We start from the raw sequence: 20,437 nt of genomic DNA on the forward strand, positions 1-20,437 counted from the left end.
TTATTTGTTTAATATTTTACTTAATTCTGTTGCAGTTTCTACATCAGAAAAATGATTTTTAACTCCTTTAATATCTTGATATGTCTCATGCCCTTTCCCGGCAATTAAGATAATATCTTTTGGTTCGGCCATTTTTAAAGCTGTTTTTATAGCTTCTTTACGATCAGTAATTTTTAGTGTACGATTATAAAATTGAGGTTTAACACCAACCTCCATCTCTTTTAAAATTTCTTCAGGATCTTCAGTTCTAGGATTATCTGATGTAAAAATTGCTAAATTCGATTTTTCGCTTGCTATATCAGCCATTTCTGGTCGTTTAGTTCTATCTCTATCACCACCACAGCCAACAACAGTTATTAATTTTTCATTTTTAGTTCTTATTCCTTCAATCGTTTTTAATACATTTTCTAACGCATCTGGTGTATGTGCATAATCAACTATAACAATTATACCTGAATTAGTTTGAAAAGTTTGAAAACGTCCATCAACATTTCCTAAAGTACTAAGAGCTGTTAAAACTTCTAACTCATCTTGACCTAAAATTGAAGCAATTCCAAAAACTAATAATAAATTATATGCATTGAATTCTCCTATCAAAGAAGTCCAAAATTCTTTATTATTAAATTGTAATTGCATTCCATCAAATCGATGTTCTAAAATTTTTGCTTTAAAATCTGCATCTGTTTTTAACGCATACATTTTTTTAGAAGCGATTGTATTTTGAAGCATTACACTTCCATTTTTATCATCCGCATTAGATATAGCAGTTGATGTTTTTGGTAAATCATCAAAAAATTTCTTTTTTGCTGCAATATAATTTGAAAATGTTTTGTGATAGTCTAAGTGATCATGTGTAATATTTGTAAATCCAGCAACTTCGAAATGTAAACCAGCTATACGATTTTGATGTATACCATGAGATGAAACTTCCATAAAAGCATACTCACAACCTCTATCTACAGCCTCTCTAAACATTTTATTAAGTGTTAAAATATCTGGAGTTGTATGTGTTGATGGAATTTCTTCTCCATCAATAATTATTTTTATTGTAGAAACTAAAGCACAAGCATAACCTAATTTTGTAAATAACTCATACAACAATGTTGTTGTAGTTGTTTTTCCATTTGTACCTGTAACTCCAACTAATTTTAAATCTTTCGTAGGATTACCATAGAAATTTGATGCCAAAATACCTAATGCAATTGTAGAATTTTCTACTTTAACATAAGTTATTTCATTATTCAATTCTTGGGGTAATTGCTCACAAATAATAACTTTAGCACCTAAAGTTATTGCCTTATTTATAAACTGATGTCCATCTATTGTAGCACCATTAACTGCTACAAAAACATTATCATTTTGTACTTTTCTTGAATCAAATTGAATTTCATTAACAGTTAATTTTGTACTATTAATAACTTTTACGATGGGAACCTTATATAATAAATCTACTAAATCTCTCATCCTTCCAACGTTAAATAAATCGTTTCACCTTTCTTAAATTTTGTTCCCATAGGAATAGATTGTTTTATAACCCTTCCTACACCAGTATATTGTACATCTAATCCTAAATTCTCTAATACCTGAACAGCTTCTGATCCAACATGACCTGTAACATTTGGTATTATATTTTTAGATTGATTCACATTTATTATATCTTCTTTCTTAAATTCTTTTAATGTATTTTTTTTAACTAAATTATTAGGTAAAGGAATTGGGGTTTTAGAATAAACCCAATCAGCTATTTTTTTGAATACAGGAGCAGTAACACTACCACCATAAAAGCCTTTTGCTGTATTAGGTTTATGAACTACAACAATACAAGAATACTTAGGGTTTTCTGCAGGAAAATACCCAGCAAAAGAAGCTCTATATTGCATTCCTTTACCATCTTTTTTCCAGTAATCTACACGAGCAGTACCTGTTTTCCCTGCAATATCATAATTACTATTACTTATAATTCGCCCAGTACCTTGTTCTACTGCACCACGCAACATCTCTTGCATTTGTTTTATATTCTCTAAAGATGTTAATTTTTCGACTAAAACAACAGGTTCAAAGTTTTTATCTGGCTCACCTTTTTTAGTTATTTTATCCATAAACAAAGGCTTTAACATTTTACCATTATTAGCAATTGCATTATAAAATGTAACCATTTGAATTGGTGTAACTCTTAATCCATAACCATATCCCATAACAGGTAGAGTTATATTACTCCATACTTTATCTCCTGGACGATGCATTATTGGAGCACCTTCTCCTAAGATATCAATTCCTAATGGAGAAGTCATATGCCAAGCATCTAACTTTTTGAAAAATGCCTTTGGATTCTCTCCATAATATTTATTGATAATTTTTGCAGTACCAATATTTGATGATTTTTTTATAACCCCATCAACAGTTAAAGTTCCATAACCATGAGTATCATTAATTGTTCTACCGTAAAATTTGTAACTTCCATTACCTGTTTCTACGGTTGTATTCTTATCTATAAATCCATCATCCATAGTAGCTAATAAAGACACTGCTTTGAATGTTGACCCTGGTTCAGCAGCCTCCCCTACAGCATAATTATAATCATCTATATAAGTACCATCTTTTTTTCTAGCTAAATTTACTATTGCACGTATTTTCCCAGTTTTTACTTCCATTACAACTACAGAACCATGTTGAGCTTCAAATTCCGAAAGTTGTTTATATAAAGCATCATAAGCAACCATCTGCAAATCTGCATCTATTGTTGTGTAAACTGAAGAACCTGCCTGAGGTTCTTGTTCCCAACTCTTCATTGGTTTCCATTTACCTCTACCCATAAATTGTTCCCAACGACGACCTTCTATTCCACTCAACAAATCAGAATAAGCCCCTTCTAATCCTACTTTACCTCTTCTGTCATCATAACCAATTGTACGAACACCTATATCTTCTACAATTAATTCTCTTTTAGATTCTGTTTCATGTATAAAACCTCCTCTATTTTGACCTTTATTAAAAATTGGAAATTTCTTTAAACGCTGGTAACCTTCATAATCAAGATCCTTAACCAACATCATGTAGCGATTTTTCTTTTTTCGCTCTGTAGAGAACTTTTTATAAAAATATGAAGATGGTTTAGAAAACATATTTGATAGAGAATCTGCTAAACCATGAATTTCTTTATCAAATAAGTCATCTTTAATAACTGAAAGATCTACATATACATTATGTTTTGTTACGGTAGTAGCCATCAAAGCTCCATTAGAAGCATATAAATTACCTCTTTCAGCAGGAACTGTATCTAATCTAAAATTATTTTTCTCAGCAAACCTTTCTAAATCAACTCCTTCTATAATATTTATACGAAACATACAAACAATAATAAAGACAGCCCAAACTGCAAGCAATCCGGCAAATACCCATCCTTTTATAACAATATTATTTTTATTTTTCGTTGATGCTATCATATACTTTATCTACTATATAATATGGTTGTTTATCTGGTATTTTTAATCCATAAACAGCTGTACGTTGTAATATTTGCGTTTCTAATTGTAATCGCATTAAATCACGATGTTTATCTGTATATTGAGATTTTAAATCTTCTACTTTATCTTGCAATTCTGCTATACGAACAACTTTACGATCTATTAAATGAGAACTTGAAATACTTAAAAAAGCCAAACCTACTAAAAACAACATAAACTTCCAGTTTTGTTCTGAACCTGTTTTAATTAAAAACTCTCCTCTTAACAAGCCTGTAAAAGTCTTTTTTTCTGGTAATATTTTTTTCTTTTTAGCCATGATTAATTCAAATTTTAATCTTCGTTTCGCACCGCTATTCTCATTTTAGCACTTCGTGCTCTTGGATTCACATTAATTTCTTCTTGTGTAGGCACAATTACTTTCGATTGAAGTGGTTTAAATGGTGCAGACCAATTACCAAACACATCTCTTTCTGGCTCTCCTTCAAACATTCCATTCTTCATAAATCGCTTTGTTAAGCGATCTTCTAAAGAATGATAAGATATGATAACCAACCTACCTCCTGGCTTTATAACTTCAGCAGATTGTGATAACATATCTTTCAAGGCTGCCATCTCATCATTCACTTCAATTCTTAATGCCTGAAACATTTGAGCAAAAAATTTATTTTCTTTCATTTTAGGAATAAAGGAAAATATTTGTTTCAACTCTTCTATTGTCTCTATTTGTTTATCTGCACGTGCCTTTACAACTTCTCTTGCTAATCTATAAGAACCTTGTAGTTCTCCAAAATCATAAAACACACGAGCTAAATCTTCTTCTTCATACTCATTAATAATAGTTTTAGCAGAAAGTTTAGCATTTTGATTCATTCTCATATCCAACTCTCCATCAAAACGAGTAGAAAAACCGCGTTCAGGAGTATCAAACTGATGAGAAGAAACTCCTAGATCACCTAAAACACCGTCAACTTGTTTTACCCCTCTTATTCTTAAATTATTTTTTAAGAATCTAAAGTTTTGCTCAATTAACTCAAATCGATTATCATCAATTTTATTATTAACTGCATCTATATCTTGATCGAAAGAAAATAATTTTCCTTCTTCATCTATTCTATTTATTATTTCACGAGAGTGACCTCCTCCACCAAATGTACAATCCACATAAACTCCAGAAGGATTAATAATTAATGCATCTACACTTTCTTTTAATAACACTGGATTATGATATTCACTCATCTTCTCCTATTTTTCCCATTACATCTTCTGCTAAAGTTGCAAAATCAAAATCTTCGATATTTACAACTTCTTCATATTTATCTTTATCCCAAATTTCTATCATATTAACTGAAGAGTTTAAAACTACTTCTTTATTAATACCAGCAAATTTTACTAAATCTTTAGAAATTTGTATTCTTCCGTTAGAATCTATCTCTACAAGTTTTAATCCTGCAGTAAAAATTCGAATAAAATCATTGTTCTTCTTCACAAATCGATTCAATTTATTCAAATCATTCATTACTTTTTCCCATTCTTTAATAGGATGAAGTTCTAAACAATTCTGAAACACAGAACGTTTTAATACAAATCCATCTTCCAAATAATCAGCCATTTGCTTCTTCAAACTTACTGGTATTGGCAATCTAGACTTTGTATCCACTTTACATTCATATGTTCCAATTAGTGAATTCACAACAGATTTTTTTCAAAAATAAAAAAATATTACCACTAAATACCATTTTTTACCACTTTTATTTATTTTTTTATTAACAATTTGAATTTCAGTATCAATTAGTTAAGTCAATAATACCTTAACATAGAGTTTAACAAAGTTCTTTTAAGGTTCAAAAGCAATTAAAAACATTTTATATAGCCCTTAAAAATAAATTCTTTTAACACTCTATTAAAGTTTTTTAGATAAAGTACCAATAGAAAATAATTATTAATTAAATTTGTCGACTTAATATCGAGTAAATGTTTTTTAGCTTAAAAAAGAAAGATAAGTTCTCTTACATAGAAGAAGGAGAAGGTCAACCAATAGTTTTACTTCATGGACTTATGGGGGAACTTAGTAATTTCAGTGCTCTTACAGATTATTACGCCAAAAGAGGTTATAAGGTATTCGCACCAGAATTACCATTATATTCTTTATCTGTAATTAATACCAATATTAAAAATATAGCCAAACATGTCGCTAACTTTATAGCAGAAATCGTAAAAGAACCAGCTATTTTAGTAGGAAACTCATTAGGAGGGCACATAGGATTAATGGTTAGTTGTAGACATCCAGAATATGTAAAAGCATTATGCTTAACTGGAAGTTCTGGCTTGTATGAAAAATCTTTTGGAGAAACATATCCTAAAAGAGGAAATTACGAATACGTGGAAAGAAAGACACGAGAAGTCTTTTATGACCCAAATATAGCATCTAAAGAAATTGTTGACGATGTTTTCAATACAGTTAATGATAGAAATAAAGCTATAAAAACTTTATACATCGCAAGAGATGCTATGAAGTCAAACATGAAAGATGATTTAAAAAATATAAAAATACCTGTTTGCTTAATTTGGGGAAAACAAGACAATGTTACACCTCCAGAAGTCGCGATAGAATTTGAAGAAGAACTTCCTGATGCTTCACTTTTTTGGGTAGATAAATGTGGACACGCTCCTATGATGGAACATCCCGATTTATTTAACGACATTTTACATAAATGGCTGATTCAAAAACAACTTGAACCTACCAAAAAAGTTTAGAATATGATAAAAAAAGCTGAGTTCGTAAAAAGTTCTCAAAAATATAAAGACTGCCCTCCGCCAAATAAGCCTGAATACGCTTTTATTGGAAGATCAAATGTTGGTAAATCATCATTAATTAATATGATTGCTGATAAAAAAACGTTAGCAAAAACGTCTGCTACACCAGGAAAGACACAATTAATTAATACATTTGAAATGGATGACATTTGGTATTTAGCTGATTTACCTGGATATGGATTTGCTAAAGCTCCAAAAGGAGTTCGAGGAGGATTTAATAAAATGATATATGATTATATTGAATTCAGAGAAAATCTAGTCAATGTATTTTTATTAATTGATTCACGTCATGAACCCCAGAGAATTGATTTACAATTTATGGAATGGTTAGGAAATAAACAAATTCCATTTTCCATTGTATTTACAAAACTTGACAAATTAACAAGTACTGAAATGCAAAAGAAATTAAATCATTACAAAACTGAGTTATTAAAAACTTGGGAAGAATTACCTCAGATTTTTGTGAGTTCATCTACTAGTAGAGTTGGTAAGTTAGAAATAACAAACTACATAGATAGTTTAAATGAACAATTAAAAGATAAATTCAACAATAAATATTAAAAAAAGAGAAACATAATGTTTCTCTTTTTTTAATATTTATTATTTCTTCTTTTTATCAATTTCATCTAAATTATTAGTCAAATCTTTCAAACACGGTTCAACTAGTTTTTCTAATCTCGATTTTAATTCTGGAGTAGGATTCTTCATTTGCATCATTTCAGCATAAGTAAACTCACCTATCATCTTTTCAGAAGAACAAGAACAATATTTTTTAACTAATTCTTTTTTAGACTCAGACATACCTTCTTGTATTGCTACCTTCTCACAATAACTTATTGTTTCATTCTTTAGAACCGTATTATTTTTATCTGGTTTTGAATTACAAGAAATAATTAGAGTAATTACTGTAAGCAACAATACAATTTTTTTCATCTTTATCTATTTAATTAATTATTTTGTCTAATATAAATGATTTATTTTAAAAAAGATTCAATAGCTTCATTATAACCTGGTAACCCTTTACCTGTAATCATTTTCAAGCAGCTTTCTCCTGTTATACTAATTTTTCTAAAATCTTCTCTTGCATAAATATCTGAAATATGTACTTCAATTACTTTTGTTGTAATTGACTTTATAGCATCAGAAATTGCATAAGAATAATGAGAGTAAGCACCTGCATTAAGAATAATTCCATCATACTTAAAACCTATTTCATGAAGTTTATCAATTATATCACCTTCATGATTTGATTGATAATAATGCAATGACAGATCAGGATATTGATGTTGTAATTTTACAAAAAAATCTTCAAAGGTTTCTCTTCCATAAATTTCTGGTTCACGGATACCTAATAAATTTAAATTAGGTCCGTTGATTATTTGTATTTGTTTCATTTTTATATTTTTATTTAAGTTTTATTCCATTGGCATAAGATTTGATCTAATAGAATTAACCAACTGAATATCATATAAACAATCAATCTTATTCAACACTATCAAAACCTTTTAAATCTCAATTATTAAAATATAATTGAGATTTTTTAATACCCATATTTACCTTTCCACTTCTGACTTAATGCCTGTTTATCTTGAAATTCTCTTTTATTATCTCCTGGTTCATAAAAAACAGATCCTACCAAATCATCAGGTAAAAATTCTTGTTCAACAAAATTTCCAGGAAAATCATGAGAATATTTATATTCTTTACCATAATCTAACTCTTTCATCAACTTAGTTGGAGCATTTCTTAAACTTAAAGGAACTGGTAAATCTCCTGTCTGTTTAACTATTTGTTGTGCTTTACCTATAGCTATATAAGTCGCATTACTCTTTGGTGAATTAGCTAAATAAATAGCACATTGACTAAGTAATATTCTAGATTCTGGATATCCAACTACAGAAACAGCCTGAAAAGTATTATTTGCTAATATCATTGCTGTTGGATTTGCATTACCAATATCTTCTGAAGCAGAAATTAATAATCTTCTGGCTATAAATTTCAAATCTTCACCTCCTTCAATCATCCTAGCTAACCAATAAACAGCTCCATTAGGATCCGAACCTCGAATAGATTTTATAAATGCAGATATAATATCATAGTGTTGCTCTCCTGATTTATCATAAGCAGCTAAATTTTGTTGAATACGTTCATGAACAATCTCATTATTAATAATAATTTTTTCAGAAAATGAAAAACTATTAATAACCAACTCTAAACCATTAAGCAATTTTCTCGCATCTCCTCCTGAATACCTCAACAAAGCATCTGTTTCATATAATTCTATATCTAATTTAGATAAAACAACATCGTTTTTTATTGCTCTATTTATCAAATCAATTAAATCTGTTTTATCTAAATGTTTTAGAACATAGACTTGAGCCCTTGAAAGTAAAGCTGGAACAACTTCAAAACTAGGATTTTCCGTAGTAGCTCCTATAAGAGTAACAAGACCTTTTTCTACTGCACCCAATAAACTATCTTGTTGTGATTTATTAAACCGATGTATTTCATCAATAAATAAAATAGGATTTTTGTTCCCTGAAAATAAATTCTGACTTTTAGCTTTTTCAATAACTTCTCTTACTTCTTTTACACCAGAATTTATCGCACTTAATGTATAAAAAGGACGATCTGTAAGTTCTGATATCAATTGAGCTAAAGTTGTTTTTCCTGTACCTGGAGGTCCCCAAAAAATCATAGAAGCTATCATATCATGCTGCAACATCATTTTTATAGGTCCATTATCCCCTACTAAATGTTTTTGATTAATATAATCTTCCAGAGTTTTTGGACGCATTCTTTCTGCTAAAGGAGCATTCATAAAAAAATCTATTTAATTTCAAAGTTAACGAAATATAATAATTATAGTCCAATACAATTTCTTTCTTTTCGTATTTTATCTATTCTATTTGGAATTATAAAAAATAAAAAAAAGAGCTTTATTCAGCTCTTTTTTTACCATGATTTTTTTTAGCGTGTAATTCTTTTAATTTTGCTTTTTGCTCTGGAGTAAAAACACTATCAATTTCATTAAATTCTTTTTTACGCAACTCAACCATTCTACGCTTAAGCTCTAATTTTTCATCTTTATAACTATCCTCAATCTGCTTTATTTTTAAAACTTGCGCATCTGACAAATTTAAATCCGTTTTTAATTTTTGTAATTTTTGTTCTCTAGAAGCTTCATCATTTTTATCTTGAGCAGATACATTAATTGAAACAAAAATAGAAGCAAAAAGAAAAATAAATCTATAATATTTCTTATTCATAATTATATATTTTTTATACTCTACTTTCTTTGACTTAATTAATATAAAAAGGTTTAAAAAGTTATTTGTTAAAATTATTATTGAATTAATTTTTCAAATACTTGTAACGCTTATTGTTTTAATTCGACATATGAAATATAAATATTTTTATTCCAATTTTAAACCTTTCAAAAAGACTTTTGTCAAATAGAATAGTAAATAATAGAAACTACTAAAAAACGTAAAATTAAACAAATGAGGTTAAGAAGTTTATTTGCTTTTATTTTTATATGTATTTGTGCAAATATGAATGCACAAGAACTTTTGAAAATAAAAGGAAAAGTTTTAACAAGTGATAAAAAGCCTGTAGAATATACTACTATATCACTAGAAAGTAAAGAAGATGGAGTTGTAGCAGAGGAATCAACTGATGCAAATGGAGTGTTTAATATTCAAGCTAAAGCTGGAAGTTACATTTTAGTAATAGAACCTTTAGGATATGATATAATCGAAAAGCAAATTAATATCACATCAACAACTACTGATTTAGGCATTTTTACAGCAAAGACAGACCAAACTGTATCTTTAGATGCTGCAGTTATTACTGCTGAAAAACCTATATACAAAGTAGAATTAGATAAAAAAGTATATGACATGGCTAATGATCCATTGTCACAAGGACAAACTTTATCTGATGCTCTTGCAAATGTACCTTCAGTATCTGTTGATGCAGAAGGAAATGTTTCTTTAAGAGGAAATGACAATGTCAAATTTTTAGTTGATGGAAAGCCTTCTGGAATGTTAGGTGTTTCTGATATCGCAGAAGCATTAAAAAATATCCCAGCAGAGAATGTTGAACGTATTGAGTTAGTAACAAACCCTTCAGCTAGATACGAAGCCTCTGGATCAGCTGGTATTATAAATATTGTCCTAAAAAAGGGAACAAATACAGGATTCAATGGATCTGTTTCTGTTAATGGTGGTTTTCCAAAAACAGCAGGTACAAATGTTAACTTAAATTACAAAACAAAGAAATATAACATTTATACAACTTTAGGTACTCGTTATTCAAATAACCAAGGTAATGGAGAATCATTATTAACAAACTTCTCTAATGGAATTGTAAAAGATTACCGTAAATCAAGCACAGAACGAGATCGTATTAGAAGAAATTATAATGCTAGATTAGGAGGTGAATATTATTTAGATGACAAAAATACTTTAGGAGGTTCTGTTGGATATAGATACAATAACGGAAATAATATTAGTAATGTACGATACAACTATCTTGATTCTGACTTTATATTAACAGATAATAATGAACGTATTCAGAAAACTAAAGAACTAGAAACTAACTTTGATGCTGATGTCAATTACAAACATGAGTTTGATAAAAATGGCCATGAATTATCTATTGCTGGTAGATATTTTTATGAGAAAGAAGATGAAAATGGTAACATATTAGGATTAAATAAACTTAACGAAACAACAGACAACCAAAGAACTTACAGTTTAGAAAAACAAAATACAGCAGTTTTTACTGCAGATTACGTTAAACCTATTGGCGAAAAAGGAAAATTTGAACTTGGAACTCGTATTGATTTAAACAATACAAAAACAAACAGTGGAAACAATAATATTAATTCAGATGGATCTGAAACTCCAAATAGTGCTTTTTTAGCTGATATAAATAATCAACAAAATGTTTATGCTGCTTATGCTCAATTTGGTAATTCTATCGGTGAAAAATTTCAATATTTTGCTGGTCTTAGAATGGAAAGTTCTGATATGAAAATTGACAATTATAATACTGGTCAAACTATTTCTAAAAAATATACTGATTTATTCCCTACATTAACTCTTAATTATAAGTTTACTGATAAGAATGAAATGCAGTTAAGCTATTCCAGAAGAGTTCGCAGACCTATGGGATTCATGTTAATGCCATTCTTCTCTAGCTTAAATGTATTAGATTTAAGAAAAGGAAATCCTGATTTAAATCCGACATATACTAATTCTTTAGAATTATCTTATATTACTACTGTAGGTAAATTAATGATTACACCTTCGTTATTTTATCAAAAAACGACTAAAGTAATAAATGATTTTCAATCATATAATTGGATTAAAACAGAATCTGGAAATGATTACAATAAAGCATTTGAAACAATGCCTGTTAATGCTGGTAACGAAGACAGATATGGTATTGACGTAACTTCTACATACAAGCCTTTTAAATGGTGGAATTTAATGTTCAATGTAAATTTATTTGGTTATAATAGAACAGGAAGCTATTCTACTACTATAGATAACTACTTAAATCCTGATACAGGTGCCACAGAAACAAAAACAATGAGCCAAAGTTTTAAAGGTGACGGATTCAGTTCAAGAGGGAGACTATCTTCTAGCTTCATATTACCTTCTGATTTGAAAGTACAATTCGCAGGTAACTATATGGGAGGAATGAAAACAGCACAACAAAAAACAAAAGATAACCTTTCTATGGATTTTTCTTTATCAAAAGACTTGTTAAATAAGAAAGCATCTTTAACATTAAATATTCGTGATGTATTCAACTCAAGAAAGCGTCAAATGACTAATTATTATGACGATTCTCAAAATTATGAAAGCATGCGTTGGATGAAGCGCTCTATTAATTTATCATTTACTTACAGATTCAAAAATACTGGTGGACATGATAAAAATAAACAGCAACCAGAAAATGGTGAAGGAATGGAACAACAAGGTCAAGAAATGTAATTAACTTGGAACAATTAGTTAAAATAAAAAAAGCGAGATAGTAAAATCTATCTCGCTTTTTTTATTTTATTATATTAATGTTTTATATCATCAATATCATTTGGATTATGTTTATACTTAAATATTATAGCAAATAGTATTGTAACCACTAAAGCATAACCTGAAAATATAAACCATGAATGCCTCCAACCTTCTAATTGAGCAGATAAATCTGTTTGACTAAATACATAATGATTTACTATATATTGAGCAATTAGCATTCCTACTGTAGCTCCAAAACCATTAGTCATCATCATAAAAACCCCTTGAGCAGAAGAACGAATTTTTTCATTTGTTTCTTTATCTACATATAAAGAACCTGATACATTAAAGAAATCAAATGCAATTCCATAAACAATCATGGATAATATAAACATCCAAACTCCAGAACCAGGATCTCCTAATCCAAATAATCCAAATCTTAATACCCAACCTATCATTGCCATCAACATTACTATTTTAATTCCAAAACGTTTTAGAAAAAACGGAATCAATAAAATACATAATGTTTCTGATACTTGTGATAAAGAAATTAATGCATTTGCATTACTAGCTCCCCAAGAATTTGCATACTGAGGAACATCTTTAAAAGTTGTAATAAAAGGATTTGCATAACCATTTGTAATCTGTAAAGAAACACCTAAAAGCATTGAGAAGATAAAAAATACTGCCATTTTTTTATCTTTGAATAAAGCAAAAGCTTTTAATCCAAATGCATCAGATATTGTTTGTTTTTCTGATGATTTACTTATAGGGCAATTTGGAAGTACTAAACTATACAAGAATAATACTACTCCTAAAATACCAGAAACAAAAAATTGGAAATAATTTGACTGAAAGCTTACAAATCCTGAATCACTAGAAAAATTAAAAGTGAAAGCTCCATCTTTAAAACCTGAAAAATTCACAAATAACATAGCAAAAATAAAACCTACAGTTCCAAATGTTCTTATTGGAGGGAAGGCCTTTATGGTATCCAAGTTATTCTGTTTTAAAATAGTGTAAGCTGTTGAATTAGAAAGTGCAATTGTAGGCATAAAAAATGCTACACTAAACGAGTATAATGTAAAAATAATCGTAAAATCAACATTATCACCAGCAGTATAACCGTAATATCCTGTTGCAAACATAAAAATTGCTGCAAATAAATGATTCAATCCTAATAAACGTTGAACTGGAATCCATCTATCAGCAACTATACCCATAATGGCAGGCATAAAAATCGATACAATACCTTGCATCGCATAAAAAAGACCAATTTTAGGGCCTAAGCCAACTGATCCTAAGTAATTCCCCATAGAAGTGAGGTATGCTCCCCATACCGCAAATTCAAGGAAACTCATGATTGTAAGTCTAAACTTTACAGACATAATTATATGAAATAGTTATTAGTTTTCCATGTTATCTATCTGATCACGTAAGCGAGCGGCTAATTCGTAATCCTCATTTTGTACAGCTTTATCCATTTCAGATTGTAAATCTTCTTTAGACCAACCTTCAAATTCATTTGTATCAGACAAATCATTTTCAATTCCTGCTAGAATATCCAGATCATCTTCAAAATTATTGGCTGCACGACGCATGTTTTCTTCTTCCTCGAAAACATCTAAATGAATTCCAGCTTTCTCAACAACATGTTCATAGGCATATATAGGGGCATTAAAACGGACTGCTAAAGCAATAGCATCAGAAGTTCTTGAGTCTATTTCAGCATGACGACCTTCATCATTAGAAAAAACAATGTTTGAATAAAAAACACCATCCTCTAATTTATAAATATAAATAGATTCTACAGTTAAGTCAAATTCTTTTCCTAAAGAAAGAAATAAATCGTGTGTTAAAGGACGTGGAGGATTAATATCTTTTTCCAAAGCAAGTGCTATAGCCTGTGCCTCAAAACTTCCTATAATAATTGGTAATTTTCTTCCTCCTACATTTTCTTCAAGAATCAAAGCATAAGCTCCTGTTTGAGTCTGACTGTAAGAAATCCCTTTAATATTTAATCTTATTAAATTGTCCATTTGGGTGTAAATCTATGAAAAACTGATGAATAATTAATCTTTTTTTAACAAATAAAAAATCCGAATCATATGATAGACTCGGATTTATAATATAATAGTTTTTACAAATAAAAATTACCCTTTAAACTTTTTTAACTCTTCAGTAAGTTTAGGAACAACATCAAAAGCATCACCAACAATTCCATAATCAGCTGATTTAAAGAATGGAGCTTCAGGATCATTATTAATAACTACAATTGTTTTAGAACCATTAACACCAGCTAAATGTTGAATTGCACCAGAAATACCGATTGCAATATATAATTTAGGTGCAATTGCTTTACCTGTTTGCCCTACATGCTCTGCATGTGGTCTCCAACCAACATCAGCAACTGGTTTTGATGAAGCTGTAGCAGCCCCTAAAACATTTGCTAAATCTTCAATAATTCCCCAATTTTCAGGACCTTTCATCCCTCTACCTGCAGAAACCACTATATCAGCTTCTTTTAGATCTATTTTATTTGATGAAGCCAAATCAGTTGAAATAACTTTTACTTTTACATCTGAACCTGTAACAGAAATTGAAGCTACTTCTTCTGTACCTGAAACTTGACTTTCCTTAATGCCAAAAGAATTTTGTAAAATAGTAATAACTATTTTACCTGTTACAGAAACTGTTTCTATTCCTTTTCCAGAAAATGATTTTCTTGCTACAGTAAATGGACTTACCGAGGATGGAGCCTTTTCAACATTAGTCACTAAAGATGCTCCTGTTTTATAAGCTAATACAGGCGCTATTGTAGCTCCTTCATTTGTTGAAGGTAATATAATTATATCTCCTTGAGCAACTTCAGCTAAAGCTTTAGCATAAGAATTAGCATCAAATTTATTTAAAACATCATTTTGTATTTTTAATACTTTTGATGCTCCATATTTATATAATTCGTCTGCAGGTGAGTCTCCAAATACTATTGCAGTAACAGTATCTCCAGATAAATCTGCAGTTACTTTTGCATATGAAACAGCTTCTAAACCTGCTTTTTTATATTTTCCTTCGTGTGATTCTGCGAATACAAAAATTGCCATAATAATTTCTTTTTTAGTGATTGTTTTTAGATAACTTTAGCTTCCTCATGTAATAATCTTACTAATTCAGCAACATTATCTTTATCAATTAATGTTACATTACCTCTTTCAACTGGTTTTTCAAAACCAACAATTTCTACTTTTGATTCAGTAGACTCAGAAGCAACTACATTAATTTGTTTTGTGCGAGCTTGCATTATTCCTCTCATATTTGGGATTCTTATCGCAGACTCTTCTACTAAACCTTTTTGACCTGCAATAACAACTGGTAATGCCACTTCAATTATCTCTTTACCTCCATCTATTTCACGAACCACTTTAGCTGTAGAACCTTCCAGTTCTAAACCTATACTTGCGTTAACAAAGGCATAATCTAAAATTGCAGCAATAAAACCAGGAACAGCTCCTCCATTATAATCAATAGATTCCTTTCCTGCTAAAATCAAGTCATACCCCCCTTCTTTAACAATTTTTGCTATTTGAGTAGCAACAAAAAAATCATCTTTTGCTTCACTATCCACTCTTATTCCATCATTAGCTCCAATTGCTAATGCTTTACGCATCACAGGATCAACAGAAGCGTCTCCAACTGTAACAATCGTTACAGTTGCTCCTAATTTTTCTTGTAAATCTATTGCCTTATTTAAAGAAATCTCATCATGTGGATTGATAACAAACTGTACTCCAGTCTTATCAAATAATTTTCCATCAGCTGTAAAATTAATTTTAGCAGTAGTATCTGGTACACTACTAATACAAACTAATATCTTCATAATTTTGTGTGTTTTTTTCTTGTATTGTAAAAATAAATAAAAAAAATTACTATGCAAGCATAATAATGTTAATTCTTAACAACTTCTTTATTTTTAGTTCTTAATTGCTTCTTATATACTGATGTAGAAATAATTACACTCAATTCATATAAGATCCAAAGAGGAATTGTAACTAGAATCATACTATAAACATCATTAGGAGTTATCGCTGCAGCAATAACTAAAACAACAATAAAAGCATGTTTTCTATACTCTTTTAAGAATTTAGGTTTTAAGATACCTATTGCTGTTAAAAAATAAACAAATATTGGCATCAAAAACATTATCCCCATAGATAATAATAGCTGAACAAATAAATCAATATAACTAGGTAACGTCCATGTATTACCTACACCAAAAGGATCATATGTAAACAAAAACTGTGTACATAAAGGTAACAACATAAAATAACTAAATGATACACCTATTAAAAAAAAGAATATGATTGATAATATAGTTAACCCTGCATATTTTCTCTCTGATTCTTTTAAAGCTGGATTAATAAATCTCCATAATTCATATATAATATATGGCATAGCTAAAATAACTCCACATATAATAATTGCAAAGAATTGTGATGTAATTTGACCCGAAGGATTAAGGTTTGTTAATTCTTTAGATATATCAAATGATTCTGTATATATTTTACCATAACCAGTCCATTCTCCAAAATTATTAAATAAATTAAATGTCGGAAAAGTCGATTTTAATGGAGCCATAATTACAAATTCAACTAATTCTTCCCAATAATAAGTAGCAATAAGAGATGTAACTATAATTGCTATAATTGCTCTAGTAAGATGCCCTCTCAATTCTCCAACATGAGCCAAAAAGGACATATTTGTTTTTTTACTTCCCATAATCTACTCTATTCCTTCATTTAAAATTGAGTGAATATCCAAAATTCCATAATAGTTGTTATTTTCATCAACAACAACTAATTGCCCTATACTATTTTGTCGAAGAATAGTCAAAGCTTCTCTTGCTTTTTCAGATTTATTAATTGTTTTAGGATTCATAGAAGCTATATCTTTTGCTAATAAATGTTGAAAATTATCATTATTTAATAACATACGACGTAAATCTCCATCAGTAATTACTCCTACTATTTTATTATCATCCATTACAACTGTAATTCCGTGCCTACCTGATGTTAACGAATTTATAACATCGGTTATAGATGAATTTGGTGATACAAAAGGTTTTCTTTCTGAATCTACAATATTTTCAACTGTCCAAAGAAGTCTTTTTCCTAAAGCTCCTCCTGGATGATATTTAGCAAAATCATCTTGTGTAAACATTCTCATTTTCATAAGTGTAACTGCAATCGCATCTCCCATTACCAATTGAGAAGTTGTAGATGTTGTTGGAGCTAAATTAACTGGACAAGCCTCTTTGTCTATATTAATATCTAAAACGATATCTGAAGCCTTTGCTAATTCAGACTTTAAATTAGATGTTAATGCAATTAATACAGATGAATATTGTTTAAGAATCGGTGCTAAATAAGTAATCTCTGGTGTATTTCCACTTTTTGATATACATAAAACAATATCCTCTGGTTGAACCAATCCTAAATCACCATGTATTGCCTCAGTTGCATGAAGAAATTGACTTGGTGTACCTGTAGAATTTAATGTTGCCACTATCTTATTTGCTATATGAGCACTTTTTCCAACACCTACAATAACTAATTTTCCTTTAGAATTGTAAATTGCATTTACTGCTTCTACAAATGCCTCATTAATACGAGATGAAATCTCTTGTAACGCTTGAATTTCTTCCTGAAAAACGTTTTGTGCTATTTTTATTAATTCTGAATTTCCCACAATAAAATTTATATTGTCTATATTTAAAATAATTCGTAATTTTACTCTCCTTTTTTATTATCACTCAATTATATAAAAATTGTGCGTATATTTAAGAGGTATCAAATATAGGAACTATTTATTTATATTATTAATTTTAGTCTTTTGCGTAGATGGAAGCCACTTCGAAAAACTTAACATCTTACCTTAAAAAATATTTTGGTTTTGACCAATTTAAAGGACAGCAGCATGAAATCATTACAAGTTTATTAAACAATGAAGATGTATTTGTTTTAATGCCTACTGGAGGAGGTAAGTCTTTATGTTATCAATTACCGGCATTAATGTCTGATGGAGTAGCGATTATTGTTTCACCTCTAATCGCTCTAATGAAAAATCAAGTAGATGCAATACGTGGTATTTCAGAAAATAATGGAATTGCGCATGTATTAAATTCATCTTTAAATAAGTCTGAAACCAAAACGGTGATGACAGATATTAAAGATGGTGTTACAAAATTGTTATACGTTGCACCTGAATCTTTAACAAAAGAGGAATATATTGATTTTTTCAAGTCAGTGAAAATTTCTTTTTTTGCTATTGATGAAGCGCATTGTATATCTGAATGGGGTCATGATTTTAGACCAGAGTATCGTAATCTGAAATCTATCATAAACAAAATTGGAGACGCTCCTATTATTGCATTAACAGCTACTGCTACTCCAAAAGTACAAGAAGATATTCAAAAAACTTTAGGTATGCAAAGTGCTAAAGTTTTTAAAGATTCTTTTAATCGTACAAACTTGTTTTATGAAATACGTCCTAAAGTAGATCAGGATAAACAGATTATAAAATTCATCAAGCAAAATGATGGAAAATCTGGTGTTATTTACTGCTTGAGTAGAAAAAAGGTTGAAGAAATCACTCAACTTTTACAAGTTAATGGAATTAATGCTATTCCATACCATGCTGGATTAGATGCAAAAACACGCAGTAAACATCAAGATATGTTTTTGATGGAAGATGCAAGTGTTGTTGTGGCTACAATTGCATTTGGAATGGGAATAGATAAACCTGACGTTCGTTTTGTTATTCATTACGACATGCCAAAATCTCTAGAAAGTTACTATCAAGAAACTGGACGAGCTGGACGTGATGGTGGTGAAGGAATTTGTCTTGCTTTTTACGATTATAAAGATATTGAAAAGCTCGAAAAATTCTTAGCTAGTAAGCCTGTAGCAGAACGAGAAGTGGGAATGCAATTATTATCAGAAGTTGTTGCTTATGCCGAAACATCTATGTCTCGTAGAAAATTTTTACTCCATTATTTTGGAGAAGAGTTTGACGAAAAAAATGGAAATGGTGCTAACATGGATGACAACATGCGAAATCCTAAAAAAATGATTGAAGCTAAAGATGATGCTATAATCGCTTTAGATGTTATCATTAAAACAAAGCAAAAGTTAAAATTAAATGATGTTGTTAATGTGATTGTTGGTAAAGAAACGTCTATTACAAAATCTCATAATTTAAATTTAGAAGAATTTTTTGGTATTGGTAAAACTAAAGAAGATTACTATTGGAAATCTATTTTAAGACAATTAATTGTACGCAGTTTTCTAGAAAAAGAAATAGAATCTTATGGTGTTTTAAAAATAACTAAAGAAGGTAAAGAATTTATTACAAATCCTGTATCATTTGAAATTGCTCAGGATATTGACTTTAAAAAATTCTTATCAGAAGGAGCATTTGACAAACAAGAAACATCTTCTACTCCTATTGCTTTTGATGATGCATTATTAAAGCAATTAAAAGATTTAAGAAAAAAAATTGCAAAAAAACATCAAATACCTCCATTTGCTGTTTTTCAAGATTCTAGTCTTGATGATATGACAATGCAATATCCTACAAGTATAAAAGAACTAACAAATGTTTATGGTGTAGGTGAAGGTAAAGCTCAAAAATTTGGTAAGGATTTTGTAGAATTTATAGCTCAATATGTAAAGGATAACGATATTATTCGTCCTGAAGACATGGTCATAAAACAAGTTGCAGACAAAGCAAGCCATAAAGTTTATATTATTCAATCAACAGATAGAAAATTAAATCTAGAGGATGTTGCAGCAGCTAAAAAAATGTCAATGAGTGATTTACTTTCAGAAATGGAAAGTATCGTTTATCAAGGAACTAAATTAAATATAAATTATTATATCGATGAAGTTTTAGATGATGACCAACAAGAAGAAATATATGAATTCTTGATGGAATCGGAATCAGATTCGATGTCTGCTTTACTTGAAGAATTTGGAGATGATTATGATGACGAAGAATTACGTCTTATGAGAATAAAATTCATTAGCGAAGTAGCAAATTAAACTAAATAAAAAAACCACTTTACAGCCCGAA

General features: G+C 29.5%; 19 protein-coding genes. 4 read left to right on the forward strand and 15 right to left on the reverse strand.

Annotated elements, in window-relative coordinates; all coding sequences use genetic code 11:
* From RT575_RS06240 to mraZ, 5 genes are read right to left on the reverse strand one after another with little or no spacing between them, the layout of a single operon-like run.
* Positions 1-1,464 carry a UDP-N-acetylmuramoyl-L-alanyl-D-glutamate--2,6-diaminopimelate ligase gene (locus tag RT575_RS06240; protein WP_313579607.1) on the reverse strand — a complete coding sequence of 488 codons (1,464 nt, stop codon included), beginning with the start codon at positions 1,462-1,464 and terminating at the stop codon, positions 1-3.
* Entirely contained in the window at positions 1,461-3,443 is a 1,983-nt protein-coding gene (locus RT575_RS06245) for a penicillin-binding protein (RefSeq protein ID WP_313579609.1), read from the reverse strand. The genes RT575_RS06240 and RT575_RS06245 overlap by 4 nt, the downstream gene beginning before the upstream one ends.
* On the reverse strand, positions 3,421-3,780 hold the full coding sequence (locus RT575_RS06250) for an FtsL-like putative cell division protein (protein WP_313383873.1): 360 nt from the start codon (positions 3,778-3,780) through the stop codon (positions 3,421-3,423). Before RT575_RS06250 ends, RT575_RS06245 begins: the two co-directional genes overlap by 23 nt.
* 14 nt (positions 3,781-3,794) lie before the next feature.
* Positions 3,795-4,700: a 16S rRNA (cytosine(1402)-N(4))-methyltransferase RsmH gene (rsmH, locus tag RT575_RS06255; protein WP_313579611.1), complete on the reverse strand. Its 906-nt coding sequence runs from the start codon at positions 4,698-4,700 to the stop codon at positions 3,795-3,797.
* Positions 4,693-5,154, reverse strand: a complete 462-nt coding sequence (gene mraZ / locus RT575_RS06260) for a division/cell wall cluster transcriptional repressor MraZ (RefSeq protein ID WP_313383870.1) — start codon at positions 5,152-5,154, stop codon at positions 4,693-4,695. The genes rsmH and mraZ overlap by 8 nt, the downstream gene beginning before the upstream one ends.
* Before the next feature lie 281 nt (positions 5,155-5,435).
* Here mraZ and RT575_RS06265 point away from each other — a divergent pair, with 281 nt between their 5' ends.
* Positions 5,436-6,218 carry an alpha/beta hydrolase gene (locus tag RT575_RS06265; protein WP_313579613.1) on the forward strand — a complete coding sequence of 261 codons (783 nt, stop codon included), beginning with the start codon at positions 5,436-5,438 and terminating at the stop codon, positions 6,216-6,218.
* A gap of 3 nt (positions 6,219-6,221) precedes the next feature.
* The gene (yihA, locus tag RT575_RS06270; protein ID WP_313579615.1) at positions 6,222-6,839 is read left to right on the forward strand and encodes a ribosome biogenesis GTP-binding protein YihA/YsxC; all 618 of its coding nucleotides are present in this window, start codon (positions 6,222-6,224) and stop codon (positions 6,837-6,839) included.
* A gap of 39 nt (positions 6,840-6,878) precedes the next feature.
* Here the strand turns inward: yihA and RT575_RS06275 are convergent, their stop codons facing one another.
* The 4 genes from RT575_RS06275 to RT575_RS06290 form a co-directional block, all read right to left on the reverse strand.
* A complete protein-coding gene (locus tag RT575_RS06275) occupies positions 6,879-7,211 on the reverse strand; it encodes a hypothetical protein (protein WP_313383865.1) in 333 nt (110 codons plus the stop codon).
* 41 nt (positions 7,212-7,252) lie between these two features.
* Positions 7,253-7,672 carry a type II 3-dehydroquinate dehydratase gene (locus RT575_RS06280; RefSeq protein WP_313579617.1) on the reverse strand — a complete coding sequence of 140 codons (420 nt, stop codon included), beginning with the start codon at positions 7,670-7,672 and terminating at the stop codon, positions 7,253-7,255.
* Positions 7,673-7,818: 146 nt separating this feature from the next.
* Positions 7,819-9,099 (reverse strand): replication-associated recombination protein A, encoded by a 1,281-nt coding sequence (locus RT575_RS06285; protein ID WP_313579619.1) that lies wholly within the window; start codon positions 9,097-9,099, stop codon positions 7,819-7,821.
* Between the two features lie 118 nt (positions 9,100-9,217).
* Positions 9,218-9,547, reverse strand: a complete 330-nt coding sequence (locus RT575_RS06290) for a hypothetical protein (protein ID WP_313383859.1) — start codon at positions 9,545-9,547, stop codon at positions 9,218-9,220.
* Between the two features lie 234 nt (positions 9,548-9,781).
* Here RT575_RS06290 and RT575_RS06295 point away from each other — a divergent pair, with 234 nt between their 5' ends.
* Positions 9,782-12,286 carry a TonB-dependent receptor domain-containing protein gene (locus RT575_RS06295; protein ID WP_313579621.1) on the forward strand — a complete coding sequence of 835 codons (2,505 nt, stop codon included), beginning with the start codon at positions 9,782-9,784 and terminating at the stop codon, positions 12,284-12,286.
* A 74-nt stretch (positions 12,287-12,360) separates the two neighbouring features.
* Here RT575_RS06295 and RT575_RS06300 read toward each other — a convergent pair whose 3' ends face one another.
* From RT575_RS06300 to RT575_RS06325, 6 genes are all read right to left on the reverse strand, one after another.
* Positions 12,361-13,695 (reverse strand): MFS transporter, encoded by a 1,335-nt coding sequence (locus RT575_RS06300; protein WP_313383857.1) that lies wholly within the window; start codon positions 13,693-13,695, stop codon positions 12,361-12,363.
* A gap of 18 nt (positions 13,696-13,713) precedes the next feature.
* The gene (locus RT575_RS06305; RefSeq protein WP_313383855.1) at positions 13,714-14,346 is read right to left on the reverse strand and encodes a bifunctional nuclease family protein; all 633 of its coding nucleotides are present in this window, start codon (positions 14,344-14,346) and stop codon (positions 13,714-13,716) included.
* 114 nt (positions 14,347-14,460) lie between these two features.
* The gene (locus RT575_RS06310) at positions 14,461-15,411 is read right to left on the reverse strand and encodes an electron transfer flavoprotein subunit alpha/FixB family protein (protein WP_313579624.1); all 951 of its coding nucleotides are present in this window, start codon (positions 15,409-15,411) and stop codon (positions 14,461-14,463) included.
* A gap of 26 nt (positions 15,412-15,437) precedes the next feature.
* Positions 15,438-16,184 (reverse strand): electron transfer flavoprotein subunit beta/FixA family protein, encoded by a 747-nt coding sequence (locus tag RT575_RS06315; protein ID WP_313579626.1) that lies wholly within the window; start codon positions 16,182-16,184, stop codon positions 15,438-15,440.
* Positions 16,185-16,252: 68 nt separating this feature from the next.
* Positions 16,253-17,083, reverse strand: coding sequence for a twin-arginine translocase subunit TatC (gene tatC / locus RT575_RS06320; RefSeq protein ID WP_313383850.1), 831 nt, complete (start codon positions 17,081-17,083; stop codon positions 16,253-16,255).
* A gap of 3 nt (positions 17,084-17,086) precedes the next feature.
* A complete protein-coding gene (locus tag RT575_RS06325; protein WP_313579628.1) occupies positions 17,087-18,052 on the reverse strand; it encodes a KpsF/GutQ family sugar-phosphate isomerase in 966 nt (321 codons plus the stop codon).
* 152 nt (positions 18,053-18,204) lie between these two features.
* On the opposite strand from RT575_RS06325, the gene recQ reads away from it, so the two are divergent.
* Positions 18,205-20,406, forward strand: coding sequence for a DNA helicase RecQ (gene recQ / locus RT575_RS06330; RefSeq protein ID WP_313579630.1), 2,202 nt, complete (start codon positions 18,205-18,207; stop codon positions 20,404-20,406).
* The last annotated feature ends 31 nt before the right edge of the window (positions 20,407-20,437 follow it).

The sequence above is a fragment of the Chishuiella sp. genome (assembly GCF_032109125.1).
Lineage (GTDB): Bacteria > Bacteroidota > Bacteroidia > Flavobacteriales > Weeksellaceae > Empedobacter.

Coding starts and splice junctions, on each gene's coding strand:
- RT575_RS06245 (WP_313579609.1), bottom strand. CDS start 3,443: ATGATAGCATCAACGAAAAATAAAAATAATATTGTTATAAAAGGATGG.
- RT575_RS06300 (WP_313383857.1), bottom strand. CDS start 13,695: ATGTCTGTAAAGTTTAGACTTACAATCATGAGTTTCCTTGAATTTGCG.
- RT575_RS06290 (WP_313383859.1), bottom strand. CDS start 9,547: ATGAATAAGAAATATTATAGATTTATTTTTCTTTTTGCTTCTATTTTT.
- RT575_RS06310 (WP_313579624.1), bottom strand. CDS start 15,411: ATGGCAATTTTTGTATTCGCAGAATCACACGAAGGAAAATATAAAAAA.
- recQ (WP_313579630.1), top strand. CDS start 18,205: ATGGAAGCCACTTCGAAAAACTTAACATCTTACCTTAAAAAATATTTT.
- yihA (WP_313579615.1), top strand. CDS start 6,222: ATGATAAAAAAAGCTGAGTTCGTAAAAAGTTCTCAAAAATATAAAGAC.
- RT575_RS06305 (WP_313383855.1), bottom strand. CDS start 14,346: ATGGACAATTTAATAAGATTAAATATTAAAGGGATTTCTTACAGTCAG.
- RT575_RS06285 (WP_313579619.1), bottom strand. CDS start 9,099: ATGAATGCTCCTTTAGCAGAAAGAATGCGTCCAAAAACTCTGGAAGAT.
- RT575_RS06250 (WP_313383873.1), bottom strand. CDS start 3,780: ATGGCTAAAAAGAAAAAAATATTACCAGAAAAAAAGACTTTTACAGGC.
- RT575_RS06280 (WP_313579617.1), bottom strand. CDS start 7,672: ATGAAACAAATACAAATAATCAACGGACCTAATTTAAATTTATTAGGT.
- RT575_RS06265 (WP_313579613.1), top strand. CDS start 5,436: ATGTTTTTTAGCTTAAAAAAGAAAGATAAGTTCTCTTACATAGAAGAA.
- RT575_RS06315 (WP_313579626.1), bottom strand. CDS start 16,184: ATGAAGATATTAGTTTGTATTAGTAGTGTACCAGATACTACTGCTAAA.
- RT575_RS06240 (WP_313579607.1), bottom strand. CDS start 1,464: ATGAGAGATTTAGTAGATTTATTATATAAGGTTCCCATCGTAAAAGTT.
- RT575_RS06275 (WP_313383865.1), bottom strand. CDS start 7,211: ATGAAAAAAATTGTATTGTTGCTTACAGTAATTACTCTAATTATTTCT.
- tatC (WP_313383850.1), bottom strand. CDS start 17,083: ATGGGAAGTAAAAAAACAAATATGTCCTTTTTGGCTCATGTTGGAGAA.
- rsmH (WP_313579611.1), bottom strand. CDS start 4,700: ATGAGTGAATATCATAATCCAGTGTTATTAAAAGAAAGTGTAGATGCA.
- RT575_RS06295 (WP_313579621.1), top strand. CDS start 9,782: ATGAGGTTAAGAAGTTTATTTGCTTTTATTTTTATATGTATTTGTGCA.